Origin of the sequence: Symmachiella macrocystis (assembly GCF_007860075.1) — a bacterium.
Lineage (GTDB): Bacteria > Planctomycetota > Planctomycetia > Planctomycetales > Planctomycetaceae > Symmachiella > Symmachiella macrocystis.
This window is the reverse complement of the sequence record NZ_SJPP01000001.1, coordinates 911,492-933,029: the sequence shown is the minus strand read 5'-3', so window position 1 is coordinate 933,029 and position 21,538 is coordinate 911,492. Positions and strand designations below refer to the sequence as shown.

17 protein-coding genes and 4 tRNA genes are annotated in these 21,538 nt (G+C 56.2%); 7 read left to right on the top strand and 14 right to left on the bottom strand.

Going from position 1 to position 21,538, the window contains the following annotated elements:
- Positions 1-30: 30 nt before the first annotated feature.
- From CA54_RS03640 to CA54_RS03610, 10 genes are all read right to left on the bottom strand, one after another.
- On the bottom strand, positions 31-1,446 hold the full coding sequence (locus tag CA54_RS03640; protein WP_146369496.1) for a sulfatase family protein: 1,416 nt from the start codon (positions 1,444-1,446) through the stop codon (positions 31-33).
- 157 nt (positions 1,447-1,603) lie between these two features.
- A complete protein-coding gene (locus tag CA54_RS03635) occupies positions 1,604-3,241 on the bottom strand; it encodes a TROVE domain-containing protein (RefSeq protein WP_146372262.1) in 1,638 nt (545 codons plus the stop codon).
- 573 nt (positions 3,242-3,814) lie between these two features.
- Positions 3,815-3,887 (bottom strand) — tRNA-Cys (locus tag CA54_RS29125).
- Between the two features lie 331 nt (positions 3,888-4,218).
- Positions 4,219-4,291 (bottom strand) — tRNA-Arg (locus tag CA54_RS29120).
- 65 nt (positions 4,292-4,356) lie between these two features.
- Positions 4,357-4,447: transfer RNA gene (locus CA54_RS29115), tRNA-Ser, on the bottom strand.
- An 11-nt stretch (positions 4,448-4,458) separates the two neighbouring features.
- Positions 4,459-4,534: transfer RNA gene (locus CA54_RS03630), tRNA-Leu, on the bottom strand.
- A 147-nt stretch (positions 4,535-4,681) separates the two neighbouring features.
- Positions 4,682-5,887, bottom strand: coding sequence for a hypothetical protein (locus CA54_RS03625; RefSeq protein ID WP_146369495.1), 1,206 nt, complete (start codon positions 5,885-5,887; stop codon positions 4,682-4,684).
- Between the two features lie 116 nt (positions 5,888-6,003).
- Positions 6,004-6,369 carry a hypothetical protein gene (locus CA54_RS03620; protein WP_146369494.1) on the bottom strand — a complete coding sequence of 122 codons (366 nt, stop codon included), beginning with the start codon at positions 6,367-6,369 and terminating at the stop codon, positions 6,004-6,006.
- Between the two features lie 184 nt (positions 6,370-6,553).
- Positions 6,554-8,224: an energy-dependent translational throttle protein EttA gene (gene ettA / locus CA54_RS03615; protein WP_146369493.1), complete on the bottom strand. Its 1,671-nt coding sequence runs from the start codon at positions 8,222-8,224 to the stop codon at positions 6,554-6,556.
- A 124-nt stretch (positions 8,225-8,348) separates the two neighbouring features.
- Positions 8,349-8,876 carry a putative molybdenum carrier protein gene (locus CA54_RS03610; protein WP_231962951.1) on the bottom strand — a complete coding sequence of 176 codons (528 nt, stop codon included), beginning with the start codon at positions 8,874-8,876 and terminating at the stop codon, positions 8,349-8,351.
- Positions 8,877-9,240: 364 nt separating this feature from the next.
- On the opposite strand from CA54_RS03610, the gene CA54_RS03605 reads away from it, so the two are divergent.
- The gene (locus CA54_RS03605; protein WP_146369492.1) at positions 9,241-10,662 is read left to right on the top strand and encodes a hypothetical protein; all 1,422 of its coding nucleotides are present in this window, start codon (positions 9,241-9,243) and stop codon (positions 10,660-10,662) included.
- A 212-nt stretch (positions 10,663-10,874) separates the two neighbouring features.
- Positions 10,875-11,324, top strand: coding sequence for a GNAT family N-acetyltransferase (locus CA54_RS03600; protein ID WP_146369491.1), 450 nt, complete (start codon positions 10,875-10,877; stop codon positions 11,322-11,324).
- A gap of 285 nt (positions 11,325-11,609) precedes the next feature.
- Here the strand turns inward: CA54_RS03600 and CA54_RS03595 are convergent, their stop codons facing one another.
- Positions 11,610-12,455, bottom strand: coding sequence for a tetratricopeptide repeat protein (locus CA54_RS03595; RefSeq protein WP_146369490.1), 846 nt, complete (start codon positions 12,453-12,455; stop codon positions 11,610-11,612).
- Between the two features lie 282 nt (positions 12,456-12,737).
- Here CA54_RS03595 and CA54_RS03590 point away from each other — a divergent pair, with 282 nt between their 5' ends.
- The 4 genes from CA54_RS03590 (at position 12,738) to CA54_RS03575 (ending at position 16,033) form a co-directional block, all read left to right on the top strand.
- Entirely contained in the window at positions 12,738-12,977 is a 240-nt protein-coding gene (locus tag CA54_RS03590; protein WP_145423855.1) for a hypothetical protein, read from the top strand.
- A 279-nt stretch (positions 12,978-13,256) separates the two neighbouring features.
- Positions 13,257-14,276, top strand: coding sequence for a hypothetical protein (locus CA54_RS03585; protein WP_146369489.1), 1,020 nt, complete (start codon positions 13,257-13,259; stop codon positions 14,274-14,276).
- On the top strand, positions 14,263-15,027 hold the full coding sequence (gene scpB / locus CA54_RS03580) for an SMC-Scp complex subunit ScpB (protein ID WP_231962950.1): 765 nt from the start codon (positions 14,263-14,265) through the stop codon (positions 15,025-15,027). The genes CA54_RS03585 and scpB overlap by 14 nt, the downstream gene beginning before the upstream one ends.
- Positions 15,028-15,235: 208 nt before the next feature.
- Positions 15,236-16,033 carry a hypothetical protein gene (locus CA54_RS03575; RefSeq protein WP_146369488.1) on the top strand — a complete coding sequence of 266 codons (798 nt, stop codon included), beginning with the start codon at positions 15,236-15,238 and terminating at the stop codon, positions 16,031-16,033.
- A 30-nt stretch (positions 16,034-16,063) separates the two neighbouring features.
- Here the strand turns inward: CA54_RS03575 and CA54_RS03570 are convergent, their stop codons facing one another.
- Together CA54_RS03570 and mtaB are read right to left on the bottom strand one after the other, a co-directional pair.
- Positions 16,064-16,723, bottom strand: coding sequence for a thymidylate kinase (locus tag CA54_RS03570; protein WP_231962949.1), 660 nt, complete (start codon positions 16,721-16,723; stop codon positions 16,064-16,066).
- 166 nt (positions 16,724-16,889) lie between these two features.
- Positions 16,890-18,188, bottom strand: coding sequence for a tRNA (N(6)-L-threonylcarbamoyladenosine(37)-C(2))-methylthiotransferase MtaB (gene mtaB / locus CA54_RS03565; RefSeq protein ID WP_231962948.1), 1,299 nt, complete (start codon positions 18,186-18,188; stop codon positions 16,890-16,892).
- 347 nt (positions 18,189-18,535) lie between these two features.
- Here mtaB and ggt point away from each other — a divergent pair, with 347 nt between their 5' ends.
- The gene (gene ggt / locus CA54_RS03560; RefSeq protein ID WP_146369485.1) at positions 18,536-20,263 is read left to right on the top strand and encodes a gamma-glutamyltransferase; all 1,728 of its coding nucleotides are present in this window, start codon (positions 18,536-18,538) and stop codon (positions 20,261-20,263) included.
- A 22-nt stretch (positions 20,264-20,285) separates the two neighbouring features.
- Here the strand turns inward: ggt and CA54_RS03555 are convergent, their stop codons facing one another.
- Entirely contained in the window at positions 20,286-21,518 is a 1,233-nt protein-coding gene (locus CA54_RS03555) for a hypothetical protein (RefSeq protein WP_146369484.1), read from the bottom strand.
- Positions 21,519-21,538: the final 20 nt, after the last annotated feature.

Here is a 21,538-nt window from a genome sequence, read left to right as displayed (position 1 = left end):
TCCCACAACATAAATGTAGGGCGCGCCATATCAATTGGGCTGGTCGCCGATCTTTTGCATCGCTTTTTGCAGGCGGTGGTTGAGTTTGGCTTTGACCGCCACTACTTGGGGATCCACCGAGTCGGTCAAATTGTTTAATTCTTTGGGATCATTCGCCAAATAGTAGAGTTCGTCCTGCCCGGTGTTGTGAAAATCACGGATCAATTTCCAGCGTGGCGTGCGATAAGCGCGCAGATCGGCGGCGGTTTGGTTCCAGTCCCACATGCGGTATTGCACGAAGACGTTGTCGTCCCAATTGATCTTCTCGCCTTGCAGTAGCGGCAAAAAACTACGGCCCCGAAGCGTAATATCTTTTGGGCGGGCCATGCCGGCCATGTCGAGGATTGTGGGGAACCAATCCAGAAAGGTGACGCAACGGTCGATCACGGTGCCGGGTGGAATCTGGCCGGGCCAGCGGATGATGGTTGGCGTGCGTAATGAGTGGTCCCACAAGTTGGGACGGGCGCCGCGATTATTCTTTAAGATCCAGCGGCCGTTTCCCTTGTGCCAGATACCGTGGTGCCCCAGGTTGTAGCCGTGGTCCGAGGTATAAATGACCACAGTATTCTCGGCCAATTTTAAATCCTCTAAAGCTTGGAGGACGCGGCCTACATTACGGTCGACGCTGGCGATCGAGCCTAAATACTCGCGGGTCATGCGTTTGACGCGGGGGATGTCGAGGTCCGGGAAATCGGGCTGGGGAACCTGGGGATCGAGATCGCGAAACGGTCCAAAGTCGGCTGCGGACAAGGGGAGCCATGTGCGGTCTTTGTCGATCTTGTGCGCGTTGGCGTGCGGCGCCCAGAAGTGCAGTGAAAGACAAAACGGCTTGCCGTCGCCATTTTCTTTGAGGAATTGGAGTGCATGGTCGGTCAGAATATCGGGTGTCCAACCTGTGACGCGTCGCTCGGTTCCGTCGATCTCCACCAGCGGATTTTGCGACGTCATTCCGCCGTGCCGAAAACCGGTGAAGAGATCATAGCCGAATTTTGTAGGATGACAGCGGTCGGTCTCCCCCAAATGCCACTTGCCAATCAGAGCCGTCCGATACCCCGCCGCCGACAACAGCCGCGGCCAAACGGGCAGCGCCGGATCGAGTCCCAGGTCGGGCATTCTCTCGGGGCTGAGATAATCGGTGATGCCGGTCTCGGTCGGATAACGACTCGTCATGAGTGCTGCCCGCGAGGCACTGCAGACCGGCGTGGCGACAAAGCAATTCGTCAACCGGGCGCCTTCACGACTGAGCCGGTCCATATTCGGCGTCCGCGCATCAGGATGTCCCGCTGCTCCAAACGCCCATGGCGCGTGGTCGTCGGCAACGATCATAATGATATTCGGCCGCTGGGCTGCAGATAACGGCGATCCCACAACGAGAATGGCCCCGACAGCTATCAACAAACGTAACATACGAGACGTCCCCACTCCCCTGAACAGCACTAGCGACCATCGATGAGTTGAAGGGCCATTGTACGCCAGTCAGGGGGACCGAGCAATTTACATGGGACGACGAACGCATGCGGAAAAAAACACCCCCGGTCCTATTGCTAGAACCGGGGGTGCGGAATCACAACACGATCGACTCCACTTCGGCAACGAACCGTTGGGTATCGTCGCTGATAAACGCGGCAACAACGTTGAACACGGCGTCCGAAAAACCACCGATGTTCAAAATGTCGCCCCGTTCCGGAGCCTGCGTCGTTCCATAAGGTTGAATGTCGACACACACCAATTTTGGTGTGGCGATGTCGTGACCCCCCAGTCGCATTTGGTTCTTGATGAACGCCTGCCACTCGGTGATCACACCCGTCGAACCATATCGGCCCGTGCCCACCCAACTCTCATTGTCGCTTACCAGAATCGCTCCAGCAAAACGCCGGTCGCGATACATGGTGTTTGCAAAATAGAGCGGAATCGAACAATCCGTTCCGCCCCCACCAAACTTCGCCAGCCGCTTCGACAGACTCAAAATCGAGTCGGCCGGATCGAACTGTGCGCTATACGCCTGCGTGTCAAATGGAATCAACACACTGTCCGGGTTGCGACGCAGCATCGCTGCGGCGAACAAGGCCGCCACATCGACACAGCGCATCGTACTTATCGCACCCCGTCCGCGGCGTCCCGTAACGGCCATCGACATCGAACCGGACGTATCCAATCCGATCACAACCGGTCCCGGCAATTCCGGCACGTTTCCGCAAGAGATCTCTGCTGCTTGGTGTAGTGCTGCTTTGATCTTGTGCGGAACCTCTTCCGAGGCGTTCAAGTAGGCCGCCAAGTATTGGTACGGAAACTGACGCGAGCGGCGAATTTCGTCCACGTCGCTCAAGCGATTGGCTACGTAATCCACCATCTCGTTGTTCCGCCAACCTTTGCCGAAAACGTGATGACGCAACAACGTGTTGAGGTTCATTCGCAGCGCCTGCGGTCCCATCTGACGGGCAATTGCCTTCCAGACGGCTGGACCGAGAGCCGCATCAGCCAACAGATCCCACCGCACCGACAGACCGTCTCCGTCGAGCAGTTCAATCTGCGCCTCAACCGAATCTGCTGCGCGATAGGCGATTAACTTCCGCACCGTCTCCGGCAGGTCGTCTGCGGAGGCCGGAGCCCACTTGTCGAGCTCCTTGTCCGTCAACCACCCGAACAACGCGCGCCGCTGATTGTCCAGCGGCTTCGGTCGCGCCAACCGCAATACGTCGCGCAAGCTGGGATCGTGACCGATCGAAGCCGACAACAACTTACCTACGGAAGCCTCGTTCAACCATCGCGCAAATGCGCGTTGCAATGAAGACGACAAGCTGTTGCGGCCGAACTGTCCCGAACGAATCATCTGAAACATCGTCCGCAGTACGCGTCCGTTATCGACAACGCGATTGAAAACGCGGTGCATCAACTCCGTATCACGATTCGACAACGCGAGCAGCAGCGCCGCCGGCATGTCTTTCATATAGGCTCGCTCGCGCGCATAAACAGCCAACCTCGCCAGATACTGGTTGTCGTCGATTTTGTCGATCAACGTACGCACCGTATCCAGTTGATTTTGCGCGCTCGCGTAGTACGCGCCGCCGAACGTACCGGTCGCTGCCATTTGCGCCAACGCCTGTTTCGGCGTCAGCTGATAGGCGCGACCACCAGCTTCGTTCTTTGCGAACGCGCGTGGGAATTTGCTTTTCAAGCTTGAGAAGAGTGTGTTGTTGGCCATCATGACCTCCGTGACAAAAAATAACATCCCCTGCGAAATGACGAGCGCCATTGGGCGGGATGCGGACAAAAAAGCATTCGACGAAGTATTGGGCAGAGCTCCGGCCCCGTGCCAAAAATCAAAAGGGGGCCGGGCAGGAATCGAACCAGCTAAGCCATGGACTCCACTCACGCAGTCGAATGGAAAACGTTCCGACGAAGTTGTTGATCAGAAGGCATCCCCTTGCGGGGACTCATGTGCGTTATCTAATTACGCCACGGCACACGGTTGTGCCGGTGGGATTCGAACCCACAATTTCATGATCCGATGTATTCCAATCGGTCAGTCGAAACGTCTATGTATAAAAAACTTGACCGACGAAGTGTTGAGCCAGAGACGTACGCTGCTCTGCCATTGAGCTACACCTCCGTAGAAAACAAAGTAGAGGTGGTAGGACTCGAACCTACAACTCGCGGGTTATGTGCCATGTACTCCGATTCGGCAGTCGGTCAAATTGTAGGTACCGCTCGACGAAGGATTTGTTCAGATGGTCTTTCACAAAGATGTATTCCGAACGTGCAGTCGAGCGGTGAGAGACACCGGTGAGAATCGAACTCACTAGAAAACTGTGTTGCAGACAGTCGCCCGGCCATCGAGCCTCGGTGTCTTTTTGTATTAATTGTCTTTCAGCGTCGCGGGAGGGCGAAGCTCCTGCTGAGCCGCTTTTTCCACTCAGCGTGGAGCGACCCAATGGGTTTGGTAAGCGTTATAGTTCAGCGCGGCTCGGCGGGAGCCTCGCCCTCCCTTTTTAAAAAACACGGCAGGAGTTTATCCTAATGCTGTCAATGTCGTGGAAGCGCCTCCAGCGGCTACGCCGCCCCGAATGAATCTTTCGGGGCCACCCCTTCGACGTTTCCGAACCCGGTTGTGCTTGTCAAACACGCGTTTAAACTACCTTGATCGCCAAGCATCAGAGGGTTTGGAAACAAAGTAATCAGTGCCCCCGCCAGGAATCGAACCTGGTCTTCGACCTTCGCAGAGTCGCGTGCGAATCCAACACACTCCGAGGACTGTAGGTGTTGAGGATGCCAGCCCGGGGGCGGACTTCGTCCGTCCGCCAGCCACCCAGTGATGAGCGGAAGGTGCGAGATTCGAACTCGCATTCCTTTGATATTCAGGAAACCGGTTTAGCAAACCGGCCCGGCCAACCGTATCCGGCTACCTTCCATTCTTTAAGGTGACCAAGGTGGGAGTCGAACCCACAACTTCACCAGGCTCTCGACCTGGCCGCTTTTCCCATTTGCGTACTCGGCCCTCTACCACATAGAGATGCGGTCGACGCAAAATGGTTCGCGTGGGAAATCGATTGTAGCTCGCCCCCCCGGCGGAGCCGGGGGCTGATGGAATCATTGCGGCGTTTTAATCCCAGCCTCCGGCTTTGCCGGGGGGGAATTGGTGGCGCTACGGTTGGCCCCAACGCACCACCGGCGGGTTTTGCATCGATTGCGGACTGGTCGCTGCGCCCAACTGGTGGGGGAAGGTGACGAAGTGAAACCAACTCCGCATCGTTTTTTCTTGACCCCCCTCAGCGGTAAATGTTCGCCAAGCGGAGAGCGTGCCGTCCGCATCGACGGTGAGTTGTTCGTCACCCTGTTTCGAAAACTCGCTAATGGCCAATGCCAAACAACGACGGCGGTCCATCACGTGGGCCCATCCTTCAGCGAGCGCAGCTGATTTCAACGGGGCGGCTTCCATCAATCGCAACTCGCCCGCCTTGCCGCGCCACACCTGCCACGGAATCTCCAGCGACGGCCGTGCCCGCAGTTCCATTTGCCATTCCGGCCGCAGTGATCCATACACAGTGCGCGACGCTCCGAAATCAACCAATGTCGGCTCCTTAGCGGTTGGCGGATCGAGATTCAGATGCAACTGCCATCCCAACGCAGCGACTTGCTGTTGAGGATCGTCGACTCGCACGTCGACCTCCATCCAACTGACGCGTGCGGGGAAGATCAGATCGACGGTCCAACTCACCCCCGCCAATTCCGGCGCGGTTTCTGTTTTTTCAAACCGCAATCCCACGGCCATCGGCCCCTGCCGCAGAACACGCGACTTGGTTCCCGCGCCTCCCAAACGATGTTGATTCCCTTGCGCATCGCGCAGCAACAACCCCTCGGCCGGTTGCAGGTGTTCCAGCGGCGGATAACTAACCGATGCCAGCAACCCGCTCAGGTCGCGAGGAACTTTCCATTCAATGTAGGGTGCATTGGCAATTGAATACACATTCTCATTTTCGCTCAGCACATGCCCCCGTTCACGCTCCGGCCCCGGTTGAGTCTCGGGACCGTACTGAATCGTAAACGCTGCCGTTTCGAAAGGATCCAACACCCCAGCAAAATCCAACCACCATTTGTCGGACTCCTGCCCCGGCGTCGCATTACGAAACTGCGCCCGCACCGGCTTGCCATCACGCACGAGTCGAAACGGAGTTCCCTCCGGCACCGCTACGGGAAAAGTCACCAGCTCCCCCACCGGAATCCCATGCCGCATAATGCCGTACGGTTCGCGGAGGGTGAATTGGATTTCGTCCGCGGAGGTTGTAAAGGGTATTACGAGGAGGGTGAGGACAATGAGGGTGAGGACAATGAGGGGGAGGATTTTTTGCATGTGGAATGTTGTTTTTTTTATGTCCAAGGGTCCGCTGTGCGGACCGGTTAATCCAAAATGCTATCCACGAAGTGCGATACGTATGTGACTGCGGTCCGCACAGTGGACCCGACTTGCTAAGAATCTGGTCGGTGCACAATTCCCGTTTGCCAATCGAACATGGTGACGCCATGTTTGAGGCCGACATCGATGACATAAGGCACAGAGGCTTCCACCTTAGAAAACATAATTTCCAGCACTGCGGCTTGCTGGCCAAAATTATTGATTAACGGACCATCGGACCAAATTCCGTCATCGATTTGATCCTCGGGCAGGTCACAAAGACAAGGATATTTATTCGTAAGCTCAGAATGAACTTTTATAAAAATAGGATGCGGCTCTTCCTCTATCGTGACCGATTCCGCCAGTGCATCGAATTGTTCAAATGCCTGCTGATTATCAGTGGGGGCGGAGGGAATTTGAAATCCGATCATGTAGGCCATTTTAGTCGTCCTAAGATTCTTGGATGAATGGCATTCATTAGCGTTTCGTCATGCACAGCATGACCTACCACATTCAGGACGATGCACAAAACCCACGCCGCACACGACCGCAAGCGGTCGGCTTGGGACCTGACAATCAACCCGTCCCTATCTCTCCGTGTCCTCCGTGCCTCCGTGGTGAACCCTAACCCACCACCTTATAACGGATCCGTTTCGGCCGCAAATCTTCTTCCCCTAACCGCTCCTTGCGACTCGCTTCGTAGCTGCGGTAGTTGCCTTCGTGCCAATAGACTTGGCTGTCGCCTTCGAACGCCATGATGTGTGTGGCGATGCGGTCAAGGAACCAGCGATCATGGCTGATCACAACGGCGCAGCCGCCGAAGTTGAGTAGGCCCTCTTCCAGTGAACGGAGTGTGTCGACGTCGAGGTCGTTGGTTGGTTCGTCGAGCAGGATCAAGTTGCCGCCACTACGGAGCAGTTTAGCTAGGTGCACGCGGTTGCGTTCACCGCCGGAGAGTTTGCCGACCATTTTTTGTTGGTCCGAGCCTTTGAAGTTGAAGCGGCCGACGTAACTGCGGGCGTGGATTTTTGTGTGACCGACGATCAATTGGTCGACCCCGCCGGAGATTTCTTCGTAGACCGTCTTCTCACCGTCGAGCGAGTCGCGGCTTTGATCGACGTAGGCCGGCACGACGGTTTTGCCGACGCGCAATTCTCCGTCGTCGGGTTGTTCGAGGCCCATGATCATTTTGAACAGTGTGGTCTTGCCCGCACCGTTGGGACCGATGATGCCCACGATACCGCCGCGGGGGAGATCGAAGTTCATGTTTTCAAACAGCAGCCGGTCGCCAAAGCCTTTGGAGACCCCTTTGGCACGCACGACAAGGTCGCCCAGTGCGGGTCCAGAGGGGATTTGGATATCAGCGGCATCTTCGCGAGCGTCGTATTCTTGCGCTTGCAATTGTTCGTACCGTTCCAAACGGGCGCGGTTTTTGGTCTCCCGCGCCTTAGGCGAGAGGCGGACCCATTCCAATTCCTGTTTGAGGGTTTTTTGCCGTTTCGATTCTTGTTTCTCTTCGACGGCCAGCCGCGCTCCTTTTTGTTCCAGCCAACCGGAGTAGTTTCCCTCGTACGGATAACCATGTCCTCGGTCGAGTTCTAAAATCCAACCGGCAACGTTGTCCAGGAAGTAGCGATCGTGCGTCACAGCCACCACCGTGCCGGAAAACTGCTGCAGGAATCCTTCCAGCCAAGCCACTGATTCCGCATCGAGGTGGTTCGTCGGTTCGTCGAGCAGCAGAATATCGGGATTCTGCAGCGCCAACTGGCACAGGGCGACGCGGCGTTTTTCACCGCCGGAGAGCGTCTTGACGACGGCATCGCCCGGGGGGAGCCGCAGCGCGTCCATGGCCATTTCGACAAACCGTTCCAGTTCCCACAAATTAGCGGCGTCGATTTGATCTTGGAGTTTCCCCTGTTCCTCGAGGACCTCTTCCATCTCCTCAGGTGAGAGGTCTTCCCCGAGCTTCATGTTGACCTCGTTGTAGCGATCCAAAATCGCCTGCGAATGGGCGACCGCTGTTTGCACGCATTCGTCGACGGTTGCCTCCGCATCTAGCCGAGGCTCCTGCGGGAAATATCCAACGGTCACCCCTTTGGCCGGTTTGGCTGAACCCATGAAGTCGGTATCTTCACCGGCCATGATTTTCAGCAGCGTGGATTTCCCCGCTCCGTTGTTGCCGAGCACGCCGATTTTTGCGCCGGGGAAATAGGAAAGCCAAACATCGTGCAGCACCTCCTTCTGCCCGAACAATTTGGTGACGCCTTCCATCGTGAAAATGTAATTCTGTGCCATTGTGTTGCATGTTCCGTTAATTATGTTGTGAATCCCCCGGCAGTCCCAGGGGTTGAGGAGTGTGTATTGAATTCGCAACGCCTGAGAACCGTGTGGAACGACATTCCAGACAGCGGTGCCTGTGTTATGTGTCGCTGAATAGTTGTCCCAGAAATGCCACCGCGGCGGCGTAGATGCCTGGTTGTTGGCTTTCGCGGGGGCCGGCGATGTTCACTGTGCGAATTCTATTCGTCGCCAGCCATTCCGCAACCGAGGCGACATCTCTGTCGCTATACGGAAAAGCGACTCGGCAGGGGCGTTGCTGTCGCTTTGCCAATCGTTCGGTGAGTGCTGTGCCGCCGGTCAGCGGCCGTCCGGCGAGGATCAGCGTGCCGTCGCTATCGCGGACATTCCATTCGGTGCGGACAACGTAGTCCCCCGACTCGGTTTCGGTGAGCGGATAATGTAGCGGCAGCGGCCCATCTTCGGCTTTCCGCCCCAACGGACACCAACCGCCGCAAGCGATACCCGCCACAATGGCCATATCCAAAGCGGCTCGGTCAACGCCCGTCTGGCCGCCGGAGACAATTTTTTCCACAGTGGTCGGCAAAATGAGTTCCTGCGCCGCTTTGTGGCGCGCTGAGGACGGGAGGATTTCGAAAACGAGCATCATAACGGCCGCGTAGCTTGCAGGCCACTGGCAGTAGGCGGTAGGCAGAGAGGAGGTGGCCGGTGGCGAGAAGGGGGTTGCGCGGGAGCAAGTCGCGATGGGTGGCTGGGGCGTTGGGATGTTAAACGTCTGAGGAGAGCGAGCTTGTGCTTGTTCCCAGCTGGCTTCCCTCCGGCTATCGATTTGAAACGGATGCCACTCAAACTGGTCCTCTCGTGCCTTGAGTCTGCTGAATAACCCTCACTCTGTCGAAATCACTGGAAAAAATCCTTGATTATTCCCTGGAGCGGGGTGGTAAACTGCAATCCTCCACGCGGGGAATCACGACCTAGCTTTCCGGCGGTGTTTACGTTCTCGGAGTCAAATAATGACCAACAGCCAGCATGCGCAACCTGTTCATGAAACCTCATACAGTCCCATCCCGCGGCGGCGCCGACGTTGGGGGTGGGCCTTGGTGATGGGGCTGGTTTGTGCCACCGCCGCAATCGCTGCGGTCTACATTTTGGCTCCTCCCAATTACATGGCCTCCTCGGTGATCTACATCGATGCGTCCCCAGATGTCCTAATGAATGCCGGAGTACACGAGAACGCAGATTATGAGACCTTCAAACGCACGCAAATGTTTCGGGCGTTGTCTCGGGTGGTGTTGGACACCGCTTTGAATGAACCGGTCCGTAACAGCGAGCTCAAGAGCGAGGGATTCAAGAGAATCGGCGACCTGTCACTGATCAAGACTCAAGCCTTCCCGATTGATTGGTTAGAAACGAAGCTCTCTGCCGTGGAGAAGCACGAGGAATTCTTTGAGATCCAGATGGAGTATCGCGAAAAACCGGAGGAGTTGGCGGAGATCGTCAACGCCATCACGCAAGTCTATTATCGCGACATCGCTAACGAATCGAAGCTCAATGACAAAAGGCGGATTACCAAGTTGGTGGAGTTGTCCGACCAGTACGAGCAAGAAACCAAGTTAAAACGTGACCAGATCAAAAAACTGAAACGGCGGCTGGGGGTAAACGAGGACGAACCGCAAACTTTGTTGGCCGTGGCCGAGCAGGAATTGACTCACGAACTCCAATCCAGATGGTTTGAGCAATATCTGGAACGCAATACGCTTAATCTTCAAGCACAGCAGTTCCAAAAATCCTCCTTGAATGACGACGCGATCAAGACGAATCCAGAGACCAAAGAACTGATTCGCACAATGATCAAAGAGGAATTGAAGATTGCCGCCCAGGAGGTTGCTGCCGACCGTATGCGTGCGGATATCAAACTTTTGGAGGAAACGCTCGACGACAACGAGCACCCCAAACTCGTGCAGCTCCGCGCAGACTTGGCAAAACAAGAAACCAAAATTGCGGAATTGAATGCGCAGTTAAAACCGACACTGGAAGCAACTATCCGCGACTATCAGGTGGCGGTTCGCGAGCAACACCAAGCAACGCAAGCGGCGCGTGTTGAAGCGTTGAATGAATCGCTTGCCGCATTGGAGCAAGAACTCGATCGCCGGAAGATTCGCGTAAAGTCCTTAAGCGTCGATTCCTTTGAAGTGAAAAAACTTCAATCAGAGCTTGAACGGCTTGAAAAACATTGGCAGGAAATTGAGGACCGCATCGACACGCTGAAAATCGAACATCACGGTCCGGGACGGATTAATATTGCGCAATTGGCCGAAAAGCCCGAATCCAAAATTTACACGGCGGTTTACACGAAGAGTGCGATTGCGGGCGGCGGAGCATTTGTGCTCGCCTTCGCCCTCACGCTATTGATCGCCCCACGCAAATTGGTGTGATTCGGCAAACATTCCCAATTGCCGTCGATTCATAAGCGGCTTAAACGTGTCTCAATTAGGGGAAAGTCCCAACCCCCATAGGGTCCCCGGTCGATCATAATAGGGTTGGTCGTCAGTGCCTCGGCGGCCAAGTCATCTCAAATTGCCGATGTCCGCAGTTGCCGTGGTTCGATTTCCTCAGCCCGCGCTGCCAAGCTCTTCCGGGGACAAACATGCAGATTCGACAGATGGTCGCCCCCGACCTCAAACGCGGTTTTGTCAAAGCGCTCTGTGCTTTATCGGACGTCAATTTGACCTTCGAACAAGCTGTGCCGGTCTTTCAACGACGGCTGAATTCTGGAATGCATACCTACGTTGCCGAAAAGGATGGCGAAATTGTGGGCACTGCCTCGGTGTTCATTGAGCCGAAATTCATCCATGGCGGCGGACTGGTCGGGCACATCGAAGATGTCGCTGTCGACCCGGAGCGACATGGCGAGGGAATCGGCAACGCGCTCGTGCAACATCTCATTCAGCATTGTCAGGATCTGGGCTGTTATAAAATCTTGCTGCAATGCACGCCCGAACTGTTGCCTTACTACGAACGCGAAGGCTTCCGGCAATGGGTCTGCAATATGCGCATGGACCTACAACCCACTTCCGCCCGCGCCGCCGCCAGTTAAACCACAAATGTAGGGTGCGTCGCGACGCACCTTTCTAGGTAGGACGAGCGACGCGCCTCTGAAAAAAGGCCGCGAGCAAAGACGCAAAGTCGCAAAGAAGAAAAAGAGGAAAACTGTTGGAAACCCACGTTGGTTAATCAGTATTGCCCGTTCCCAACCAAGCTGCGCGTCACGTAACAGATTGTATATTGCAAAAAAACTCTCTGCGTCTTAGCGGCTTCGCGCGCAGCCTTTTTTTTGTAAGGTGTTTCGTTGATGGGAGTATCGCCCATGTTACGAAACCCCTCACCCTGGTCCGTTCTCAGAAGGCGCGGGAGGAAGGTTGCGGCGTGTGGCTTTGCGGTAGACGAGTAGTGCGATGATTAGCAGCAGTATGCCGCCGCCGATGAGCCATTTGAGTTGCTGGTTATTCTGCCGAACGGCTTGTGCGCGGGCGGCTTCCGTTCGGGCTTCCTCGATGATGTCTTGCGGCATGCCGAGACGTTCCGCTTCGGCAAGTTGGGCATCGTGCGTTGCCCAATCTCCTTCACTGCCGGCGACCAATGCTGCAAGAAAATGGCCCTGTTCTTCATTGGGAAATTTCTCGAGCAACACTTCTGTTGCGCGTCGCATTTCCGGGATGTCGTTCTCGCGCGCTGCGATGGTGGCAATGTAGAGGTAGGGCGTGGGATCATCCACCTTTTGTTCGGCAGCGAGCAGTGCCAACTTCATGGCGCGGTCGCGGTAAGGGGCGAGCACTGCTCGGTCGATGTCTGTCTCTTCCAAAACCGAGACGGTGCGGCCTAGTGTATGAAATGAGTTGGGATGTTCAGGCAAGGCATCGACCAGCGCGCGTCCTTCGTTGAGGTCGCCATTCATCATCAGAGCAATCCCCAATAAGCCCCGTGCCTCGTCCGAATCGGGGGCCAATTCGACCAACGGTCTGAGGATCTCAATCGCGCGCTGTGGGTTGTTGGTGTCTAATGCCACCTGAGCTTTTTCGATCTCGCCAGCGACCATGCCCGGCAGTACCAGCCCCCCAGAAAGCTCCTCGCCCGCTGGTTGGGGTGGTTGTTGACCGCTGGCCAAAATAGGCAGACCGGTCAATATCGCGACGACAAACGTGGTCAGCAAGCCAAAACGCAACGCCATCTCAAATCCTCATTCACGCCAGCAGGCAACTGAATTATTATCTCAAAAAACATCACGAATCGAGGACCAGTGTAGCGAAATCCCGTTCCATAAACTTTCCCAGCCGGCCTCATTTTCCTGAGAATTCGTCGCTATGGCAGCAGCGACACGAATTTTTGTGGAAAAACGGCCGCAGAGTTGTATTTCGCGACGAATACGGGAAAATTGACTCTCTCAGCGAAAATGCAGCCGCTGAGTTCTTCCCCCCAGTTTTCCCAGATCAAAAACAGACGCACAAAAATCATGGCCCTCAAAAACTACGATGCTCGCCGCGATCAATTGGTGATGGAAACCAAAACCTTCTGGTCTGAGGATATCGCCAAGGAGCTGTCTGAGGAAGACAAAGCGCTGATCGCCACCGCCATTCACCGCTCGCCGGAATTGGCTGAGCAAGTCGAATACGAGCGGACGCACACCGGATTCACGCGGATCATCACCGTGACAGTCAACGATCTAGAACGGTTGTACGAACAGCGCGTTTGAGTCAGCGATTCTCTACGCTCGCACGCATTCATGCATCCGCCGTTTTGCAGCGAAAAATCCATTTAACCGAGATTGTCGAGATCGGGCGATTCGGTTAATATCCGCCGCCCGTGACAAGGCGGCTGAGAGATGCGTCCGGCCAGCTTGTCTCCCTCGCGGGATTTTCCGCATCGAAATTGAGATGAAATGGAGATTCCCGTGTCCCCCAGGGCAACCGTTTAGGCCCAGGATGGCAGCCTCGACCCCAAGGCCGCCGCACGAAACATGGAGGTTTCACCGATGCGCGCATCGTCTCACGGTCCGTTTCGGACATTGATGATGATCTTCCCGATGCTAGCCGTTGCAGGTTTAGCGTACTTGGGAGGATATCATTACCATACACTTGCCGCTTCACAGACTGCGCCCTCTGCAGAAGAAGATTTTGGTGGCGATATCGTCATGCTCGGCGACGATAACAACGCCGCTCCCCAACTGGGCGTCGACGAACTTTTCCCCAGCGGTCCGGCAACCACGGATGCCCCGCAAGCGGAGGCCGCCGAGTATGGTCGGAATCCCGATATTACGGTCATCTCCGAAGAGCCGGCCCCGGAAACCGAGCGTCAACGTCGGCCAAGCCCTACCAAAAATCGTCGCCCCCGGTCTTATCCCTCTGCCGCCATGAAAGGTTGGCAGGTTGCCGAAGATCCGGAGTCGGCTGACGGCGACGAGGCACCGATCTTTGCGGAAACCACTGCTACACAAGCCAATGACCTCGATGCTCAGTGGGACGAAGCATTCGATGAGCGTCCCCCTGCGGACGCCCACGAAAGCCGCCTGCAAGCTGCCATCGATGCGCGACGAAACGAATTCGCCCAACGCAGCCGACAGCGCAACCCGGCTGATCAATTGATCTCAGCTTCTAGGACTGACGATCTGTTGGACGGACCCGAGTCGACATCTCACACATCGCCGCAACGTGACGTGCAAAGGGCCTCGGCCACGGAGCCGGCTGATTTTGATGAGGGTTTTGCGCAGTTTGATGCTCCCGCTGAAAGCTCACAGGAACTGCCCGCTGCTAGTCCGCCGGTCTATCGCGATCCCCGCAACTTGAAGGAAGCCACCAAAATTCTTCGCTCGTGGGGGATTCGAAAATTCAAACTCGAAGCGACTGCGGATGGTGCTGAGTTTCGGTTTTTGTGCGGCGTGACCGACATCCATAATCCAAGCATTCGCAGATTGTTTGTCGCCTCAGGAGAGGAGCCATTAGCGGCGGTCCGCAAGGTGTTGCGACAAATCGAGGACTGGCGTGCGCAACAGTAATCCTACATTCTTAAAGCCAGGACGACTGCAGGCGACTGCTGCCGGGGGCTTTGGTTGGAATTTTCGTATCCGCCGAGAAGCGGAATCGCTTGAGCCACTCACGCCGGGACATTTTCTGCGTGACGATAAAATGGCGCGGCTGGAAGCGGCTTTGTTCGTCTCGCAAGATGCGTTGCCCGCCCGGCGGTTGGCACATGTCGCCACGTTGGCCGATGCGACCGAAGTTCGAACGTTGATCAAACGCATCAACGAATTCTACGACGCATCGGAGACCGCCTTTCGGGTGGAACGGGTCGCCGCCGGTTACCAGTTGCTCACCCGGCCGGAATTCGCCTTATGGCTGGGGAAATTGCATCATCGGCAGGCGGAGTTGAAACTCTCGCCCTCAGCTATGGAAACGTTGGCCATCGTCGCCTATCGCCAACCGGTCACGCGAGCCAATATCGAAGCTGTCCGCGGCGTCCAGAGCACCGAGATGCTCAAACAATTGATGGAGCGCAATCTCGTCCGCATCGCCGGCAACGAAGAGACGCTCGGCCGACCATTTTTATACGGCACCACGCGACTGTTTCTGGAACTCTTTGGACTGCAAAATCTGGAGAGCCTGCCGATGGCCGATCGCTTGCGAGTCACGAAACCGGCTGCCGCCGATGTGAGCGAAGAACCGGAAGCGGAGCCCGAAATCGCCGGCAGTATTCAGCCAGTCGATAGCGATGATTCGAGTGAAAGCGACGTTCAGCGAATCGCTTGAACAGCCATCCGCTTGAACAGCCATCCGCTTGAACAGCCATCCGCTTGAACAGCCATCCGCTTGACAAATTTCGTGCTCCGTCTGTCCCCTTCGTGTGGCGTGATTGATGCGTCCAATCAGTCCAACACGAGGCGGCGTTTGTCAGAGCGACTTGCCTGAGTTAGAATACCAGCAGGTCTGGAATTTCGCTGAGGAGCAATGCTGACAAATGGCCAATACATCCGAAGACATGACACCGGTGGATAACGGGGGAGATTTTCGGGTGGTCGTATTTGCCACCGCCGATGACCCCCATCAGTTTCGCGATCTGCTTGTCCAACAGCTATCGATGCATCCCACGGACGCCATGATCCTCGTGCATAGCACTCCCGGCATTCTTCCAGAGCATTTGGATCGAGAACAGGCGGAGCAGTTGGTGGCTGCGATTGAAAAGATGGGCATCGCCGCTGAAGTGATTTCAACGTCGGATATTCCCGATTTTACTCGCGCCCCCCAGGTCCACAATGTCCATTTGGGGGATGAGGGACTGTCAATTCTAGGGCCTAGCGGCCAGCAGAGTGCGCTGATTTCGTGGAATGACGTGGAGATGATCAGCGTCGGCCAAATTCCGGGAGAACTCACGCGGCACTATTTCTTTGATAACGATGTCACCTTTACAGCTTCGCGTAGAAGGTATATCGCGCCAGATGAGGTCGCCGGGACAGCGACAATGGTTCTGTGGCTCCTTTGCGACAAGTGCCGCCAAGGATTCCGCATCGAGAAAACGCATATGAATTTCAGTGAGTTAGGGGCGCGGATGACCGCCTCCGCTTCGGCAAATTTTCACCTGTTCGTGCAGGAAATTGCCGCTCGATCCACGTCGGCGTTCTTAACGCCCGCCACGCACACGTTCCTAGGGCATGGCTCGTTGCGGCACGTTCAATTTAGCTCTGACCAGGATTTGGAGCGTTACACAGCGTTTCATCTGATCCTCCGCGAGCGGTTGCGGCAACTGGAAGCGAACTGATTCGGTTTGCGTGAAAATGGGCGGCGCGCGTCACTGTTTTGTGGAGGTGACGATTTGCCAAACCTTGTCCGCAATCGCATCAACAGGTCGAATCTCGCCGTCGGCGATCCCGTCGATGATCTGCCAACCTTCATCGCTCCGGGCGACGTCGAGATAGACCTCGTGCACTTTGGCCAGATAATCCGCATCGGCTTCTTGAATGTCGGCGGCATCGTCGGTGTAGCTGCGAGGAGCTTTGCGGGCGATCAATTCCTGCGCGCGGGCGGGGGGCAGGTTTAAGAGAATTGTGACATCGGGCCGCGGCAGCGCGTAAATTTCGTATTCGATCTTGTTGATCCAGGCGATGATTTCTTGCCGTTCTTCACCGGTGACCTTCGACGCTTGGTGGCCGATGTTTGAGGCCACGTAACGGTCCAGCACCACGTAATCGTTGTCGCGCTGCGCCGCTAACAGCAGTTCGCGCGATTCAAAACGGTCGCCGGCATACAGCAGCGCCGCCAGGAACGGGCTGACTTGGTCGAGCGCGCCGAATCGCCCATTGAGAAAATCGCCGATCGATTTGCCAAATAACGTGTCGTCGTAACGGGGAAAGCTAAACAGTTGAACCGTCGCCCCCGTAGCGCGCAAACGTTCGCACAACAATTGTGCCTGCGTCCCCTTGCCCGATCCATCGATTCCTTCAATGTTCACCAACAACGCCAAAATAAATCACTCCCCATCCACACTACGCATGTTGTCGTAGGTTGCGTCATGACGCACCTGTCTACGTTCCGAATCACGCGTTGCTGTCTTGTTGTTCTTGTTTGATTGACGTGTTTGTTAGCTTTGTTGAATTCGCTTGGGCGCGTTGTTCGTACTACATAGGAAGGTGCGTCGCGACGCACCCTAGGGCATTGACTCCGTGGTCTGTGGCGGCGGTTCCCCGCACGTTGAGGATTTGTCCGATGGACTTGGCATCACCCGGAATATCGACCGGGGCATAGCGACAAGCGGTGCCGCTGACCCAGCCGGGGCGATCACGGGATTCCCGTTCGACCAAGACTTGAAGCTCGCGTCCGACGAGCGATTCATAATACCGGCGGGCCAAACGGTCGCCCAGCGCGGCCAAGCGTTGCCCACGCTCTTTTTTGACTTCGGGAGAAATCTGATCCGGCAGGTCAGCCGCCGGCGTGCCCGCGCGGGCGCTGAAGGGGAAGACGTGAATCTTCATGAAGCCCGCTTGTTCACAAACATCGAGCGTCTCCTGAAACTCGGCCTCGGTTTCACCGGGAAAGCCGACAATCACATCGGTGCTGAACGCCGGATTGTCGAGCCGGTTGCGGAGCAATTCCATCTTGCCCAAAAACATTTCAAGGCTGTACCGCCGCTTCATCCGCAACAACACATTTCGTGAACCGCTTTGCAATGAAGGATGGAAATGCGGGCAGAGTTTCTCTGTGGAGGTGACGACATCCACAAAATCGGGGGAGACTTCCGCCGCTTCAATACTCGACAACCGCATTCGCCAGTCGCCGGGAATGCGGTCCAGCTTTTCGATCAGGTGCGCTAATCGAAACGGAGCTTTGCCGCTGCGGCCGCGCGTGGCATCGACGCCATAGTGTCCGAGATGAATTCCGCAAAGCACAATTTCCTTGTGCCCATTTTCGATCAGCCGGCGAACTTCCTCATCGATGTCTTGCGGGGGACGGCTCCGCAGTCCGGGGCGGACTTGGGGGATGATGCAGTAGGTGCAATTCAGAATACAACCATCTTGGACTTTGACGTAGGCGCGCCGCCGCCCTTCAAATGTACTGATGCCGGTCGGGAAATCATTCACGCCCACTCGTGCCAGCACGTCGGGCAGTTCGCGTTTATCTTCGACGACTTCCAAGACATTGGGAAGTTGGGCCAACGTCTCCGGTTCGCGGGTGGCGTAACAGCCCATCACGATTGTTCGCGAGCCTGGGTTTTTGCGGGCCAACTGACGAATCAATTGCCGACCCTTAGAATCTCCGGTGGCGGTTACCGTGCAGGTATTCACCACACACAGGTCGGCATTTTCCTCCTCAGCCGCTTCGCGATAACCGCCGCGAACCAGCGCTTCTTTGACCAATTCGGTTTCGTATTGATTGACCTTGCAACCCAAGGTCACCAAACGGCAAGTTGGCTGTGACATAACGAAATACGCTTTGTAGAAATTCAAACTGTCTAATAACTGCCCCATCAGTCAATGATCAGTCCCCTCTCCCTCTGGGAGAGGGTAGGGTGAGGGTCGCTGATCAAACCGTTGGCCCCATGTCTGCAGCAGAACCAGCGAGTGAACGTCCGCCAGAAAAACCCGCACGATCGGCCCAATTCGCTCGACAACTCCTGCGACGATGAGGATCGCACAGTATAATAGTCTTAGCTCCCCACGGCGAGTCCGTTGGAAACGGGCTTGTTCACACGTCCCCCTCTATCGACACAGCAGAACTAGAACCTCAGTCCCAGTCGAGTCTCGGCTAATACGGGAAATCAATTGATATGACGACTTTGCGACGATGTCTGGCCCTGATGATTTGTGTCGCCCTGGCAGCGGCGGACGTGCGTGCCGCTGAAGAGGAATCGGTCAAAAATTATCAAAAATACGTCGTCGCTGCCGATCATCCCGCCGCCAGCGGGGCCGGATTAGAAGTCCTGCAGCAGGGGGGAAATGTGGTGGATGCCGCCGTGGCGACTTCGTTTGCGTTGTCGGTGGTGCGTCCGGACAGTTGCGGCATCGGCGGCGGGGGATTTATGGTGATTTGGAATGCCGAAACCAAGTCGGCCGTTGCCATCGATTATCGCGAGCGGGCACCGTTGGCCGCGACTCGGGATATGTTTGTCACCAAAAACAAGAACGGCCGAAAACTCTCCAGTCGGGTCGGAGGGGCTGCGGCGGGAATTCCCGGCACGGTTGCCGGCCTGTGTCACGCTCACGAAAAATTCGGCAAACTCCCCTTGGCCGCTGTGCTGGCTCCAGCCATTCGTTTGAGCGAGCAAGGCGTTATGGCCGATGAACACGCCATCAGCGCGCAGCGTACGGCGCTGTTGTTAATAGCCCTGCAGCGCAATGGGAAAGAACGTTTTGCGGCCCTGTACAAGCAATACCTGAACTCTGGCCGGATGTGGACCAAACAGGATCGCATAATCTCACCCCAAACCGACGTGCTCAAACGGATCGCCGCCCAAGGGCGTGACGGGTTTTATCGTGGACCGGTGGCTGATGCCTTGCTGGCAGTCGTTGCCGCACAAGGTGGTATCTGGCAGCGTGAGGATCTTGAACAAATGCATGCCGTGCAGCGACAACCGCTGTCGGAGGAATTTGGCAAGAATACGGTTTTGACCATGCCGCCTCCCTCCAGTGGCGGAGTGGCGCTGCTGGAATCGTTAAACATTATTGAGGCCTTCGAAAGAGATCATCCGCAAAAAAAATGGCTAGGCGATGGTCCGCACAATGTGTCCGCCGTGCATCTGGTTACCGAGGCTCTCAAACACGCCTTTGCCGACCGGGCGGAGTATCTGGGGGACACCGATTTTGTATCCGTGCCCATCGCCCGCTTAACCAGCCGGAAATACGCCGACAAGTTGGCAGAAAAGGTCGACCCGTCGCAAACCCAACCGCCCGAAGCGTACGGCCGGTTCGAGGGGAAAAACGATAGCGGAACGAGCCATTTTTGTGTGATTGATGCAGAGGGGAACGCCGTCTCTTGCACGGAAACGATCAACACCACGTTTGGCAGTTTGGTGGTCGAACCGAAGTTCGGAATCGTGCTGAATAACGAAATGGACGATTTTGCTGCAGTGCCGGGAAAACCGAATGCGTTTGGGCTCATTCAAAGCGAAGCCAATGCGGTCGCTCCCGGCAAACGGCCGCTTTCGAGCATGACTCCCACGATCGTGGTACGCGACGGTAAAGCCGCGTATGCGCTAGGAGGATCGGGGGGACCGAGGATTATCAGCGCGACCTTGCAGGTCTTGCTGAACATGATGCGGCATGGTCAGAATGCACAAGACGCGGTTGCTGCGCCGCGATTTCACCACCAGTGGATGCCCAACGCGCTGTTTGTCGAAGAGCCGCTGCAAAAGAAATTAGCAGGCGACTTAAAAGCGTTGGGGCACTCGGTCCGTTTGCAAAGCACGATCGCCGCCGTGCAGGCGGCCACACGCGATAAAACGGGATTGCGAGCCGCTAGCGACCCCCGCAAGGGGGGACAACCGGCTGGCGAATGACTGTGTGGATAATGACGGCGGATTATGACCGCCGCTTCCGTCCACCGCCGGACCGCTTCGATGACGGTTTTTTGGTCGTCGTCGAACTTGAGGAACTGTCACTCGATGACGATGTTTTCTTCTGCGCTTTCGTTTTGGTCGGCGCTGCTGTCGGTGCATCCGCTGCGGTTGTTTTCTTCACCGGATTGAGCACGAAGGAGATCGCATCTTCCCAGGTCGGAACGTCTTGATACTTCTTCTCGTCCGACTTTTTCGGTGGTTTTCCGTACGAAGTTTCGTCGTCGTCCTCATCATCGTCGTCGTCCAGGTCGGCGTCATTGACCTCGATGTCATCGTCTTCGACGGCATCGTCCTTAGCGACAACCTTCTTGGTCTCGTCGCTGGCTTCGACCGAAGATTTGCCACGTCGCCGTCCGCCCCGTTTGCGGCGTCGGCGTTTTTTGGGGGCGGGTTCTACGTCAGACTCTTCCGACTCCGTATCGGCGGCAGCCGCAGTCTCGTCGGCGACGGATGGTTCTTCTTCGTCGGCTGTCTCCGTCTCCTCGTTTACCGATTCTTCAGCTTGGGCGGTTTCCGCAGCCTGTTCCTCTACCGACCGTCGTCGACGACGGCGTCGGCGGCGCGGGCGACGTTCTTCCTCGGCTGGTTCTGGAGTTTCTTCGTCCGTGGCCTCTTTCACGGATTCAACCGCGGCTGGCTTCTCGTCTTTAGACTTGTCCGCAGGCTCGTCAAACAGATCAGCGGCAAAATCCGAATCGTCGGAGACGTTGCTCGGCTTTTCGTCCGGCACCAACTCGGTAAGCACTTTGGTGCGCTCGGCTTCGGTCTTCGGTTTCGGTTTACGTTCCGAGCGACGGGGCTTGCTTTTGGATTCTGATTTGGCGGGTGACGTTGATTTCTCATCGCTTTCCCAGTCCCAGTCCGCTAATGCATTCCAGAACGGATCGTCGACTTCATCTTCCACATCGGCCTCTTCGAGGTCGTCGTCAGCGTCGTCTTCTTCGTCCGAATCGTCTTCGGCAATAATCCCGAAGTCATCGTCCGGCGTTTCGTCGGCAGCCTCCACCATCTCGGGGGGCTCTTCGACGTCATCCTCAGCGTCGACCGCTTCCAGCGACTCCGTAGAATCGACGCTAGGAGACTCAACCTCTTGCGGCGCATCGGGTTTCGGCTCGGGCGGCAGTCCTAGCAGGTTCTCGGCTAAGGCGCCCCAATCGTCGTCGTCGTCGTTTGACAGTTTTGCGTCTATATTCATGCCCAAAAATTAACGCACGC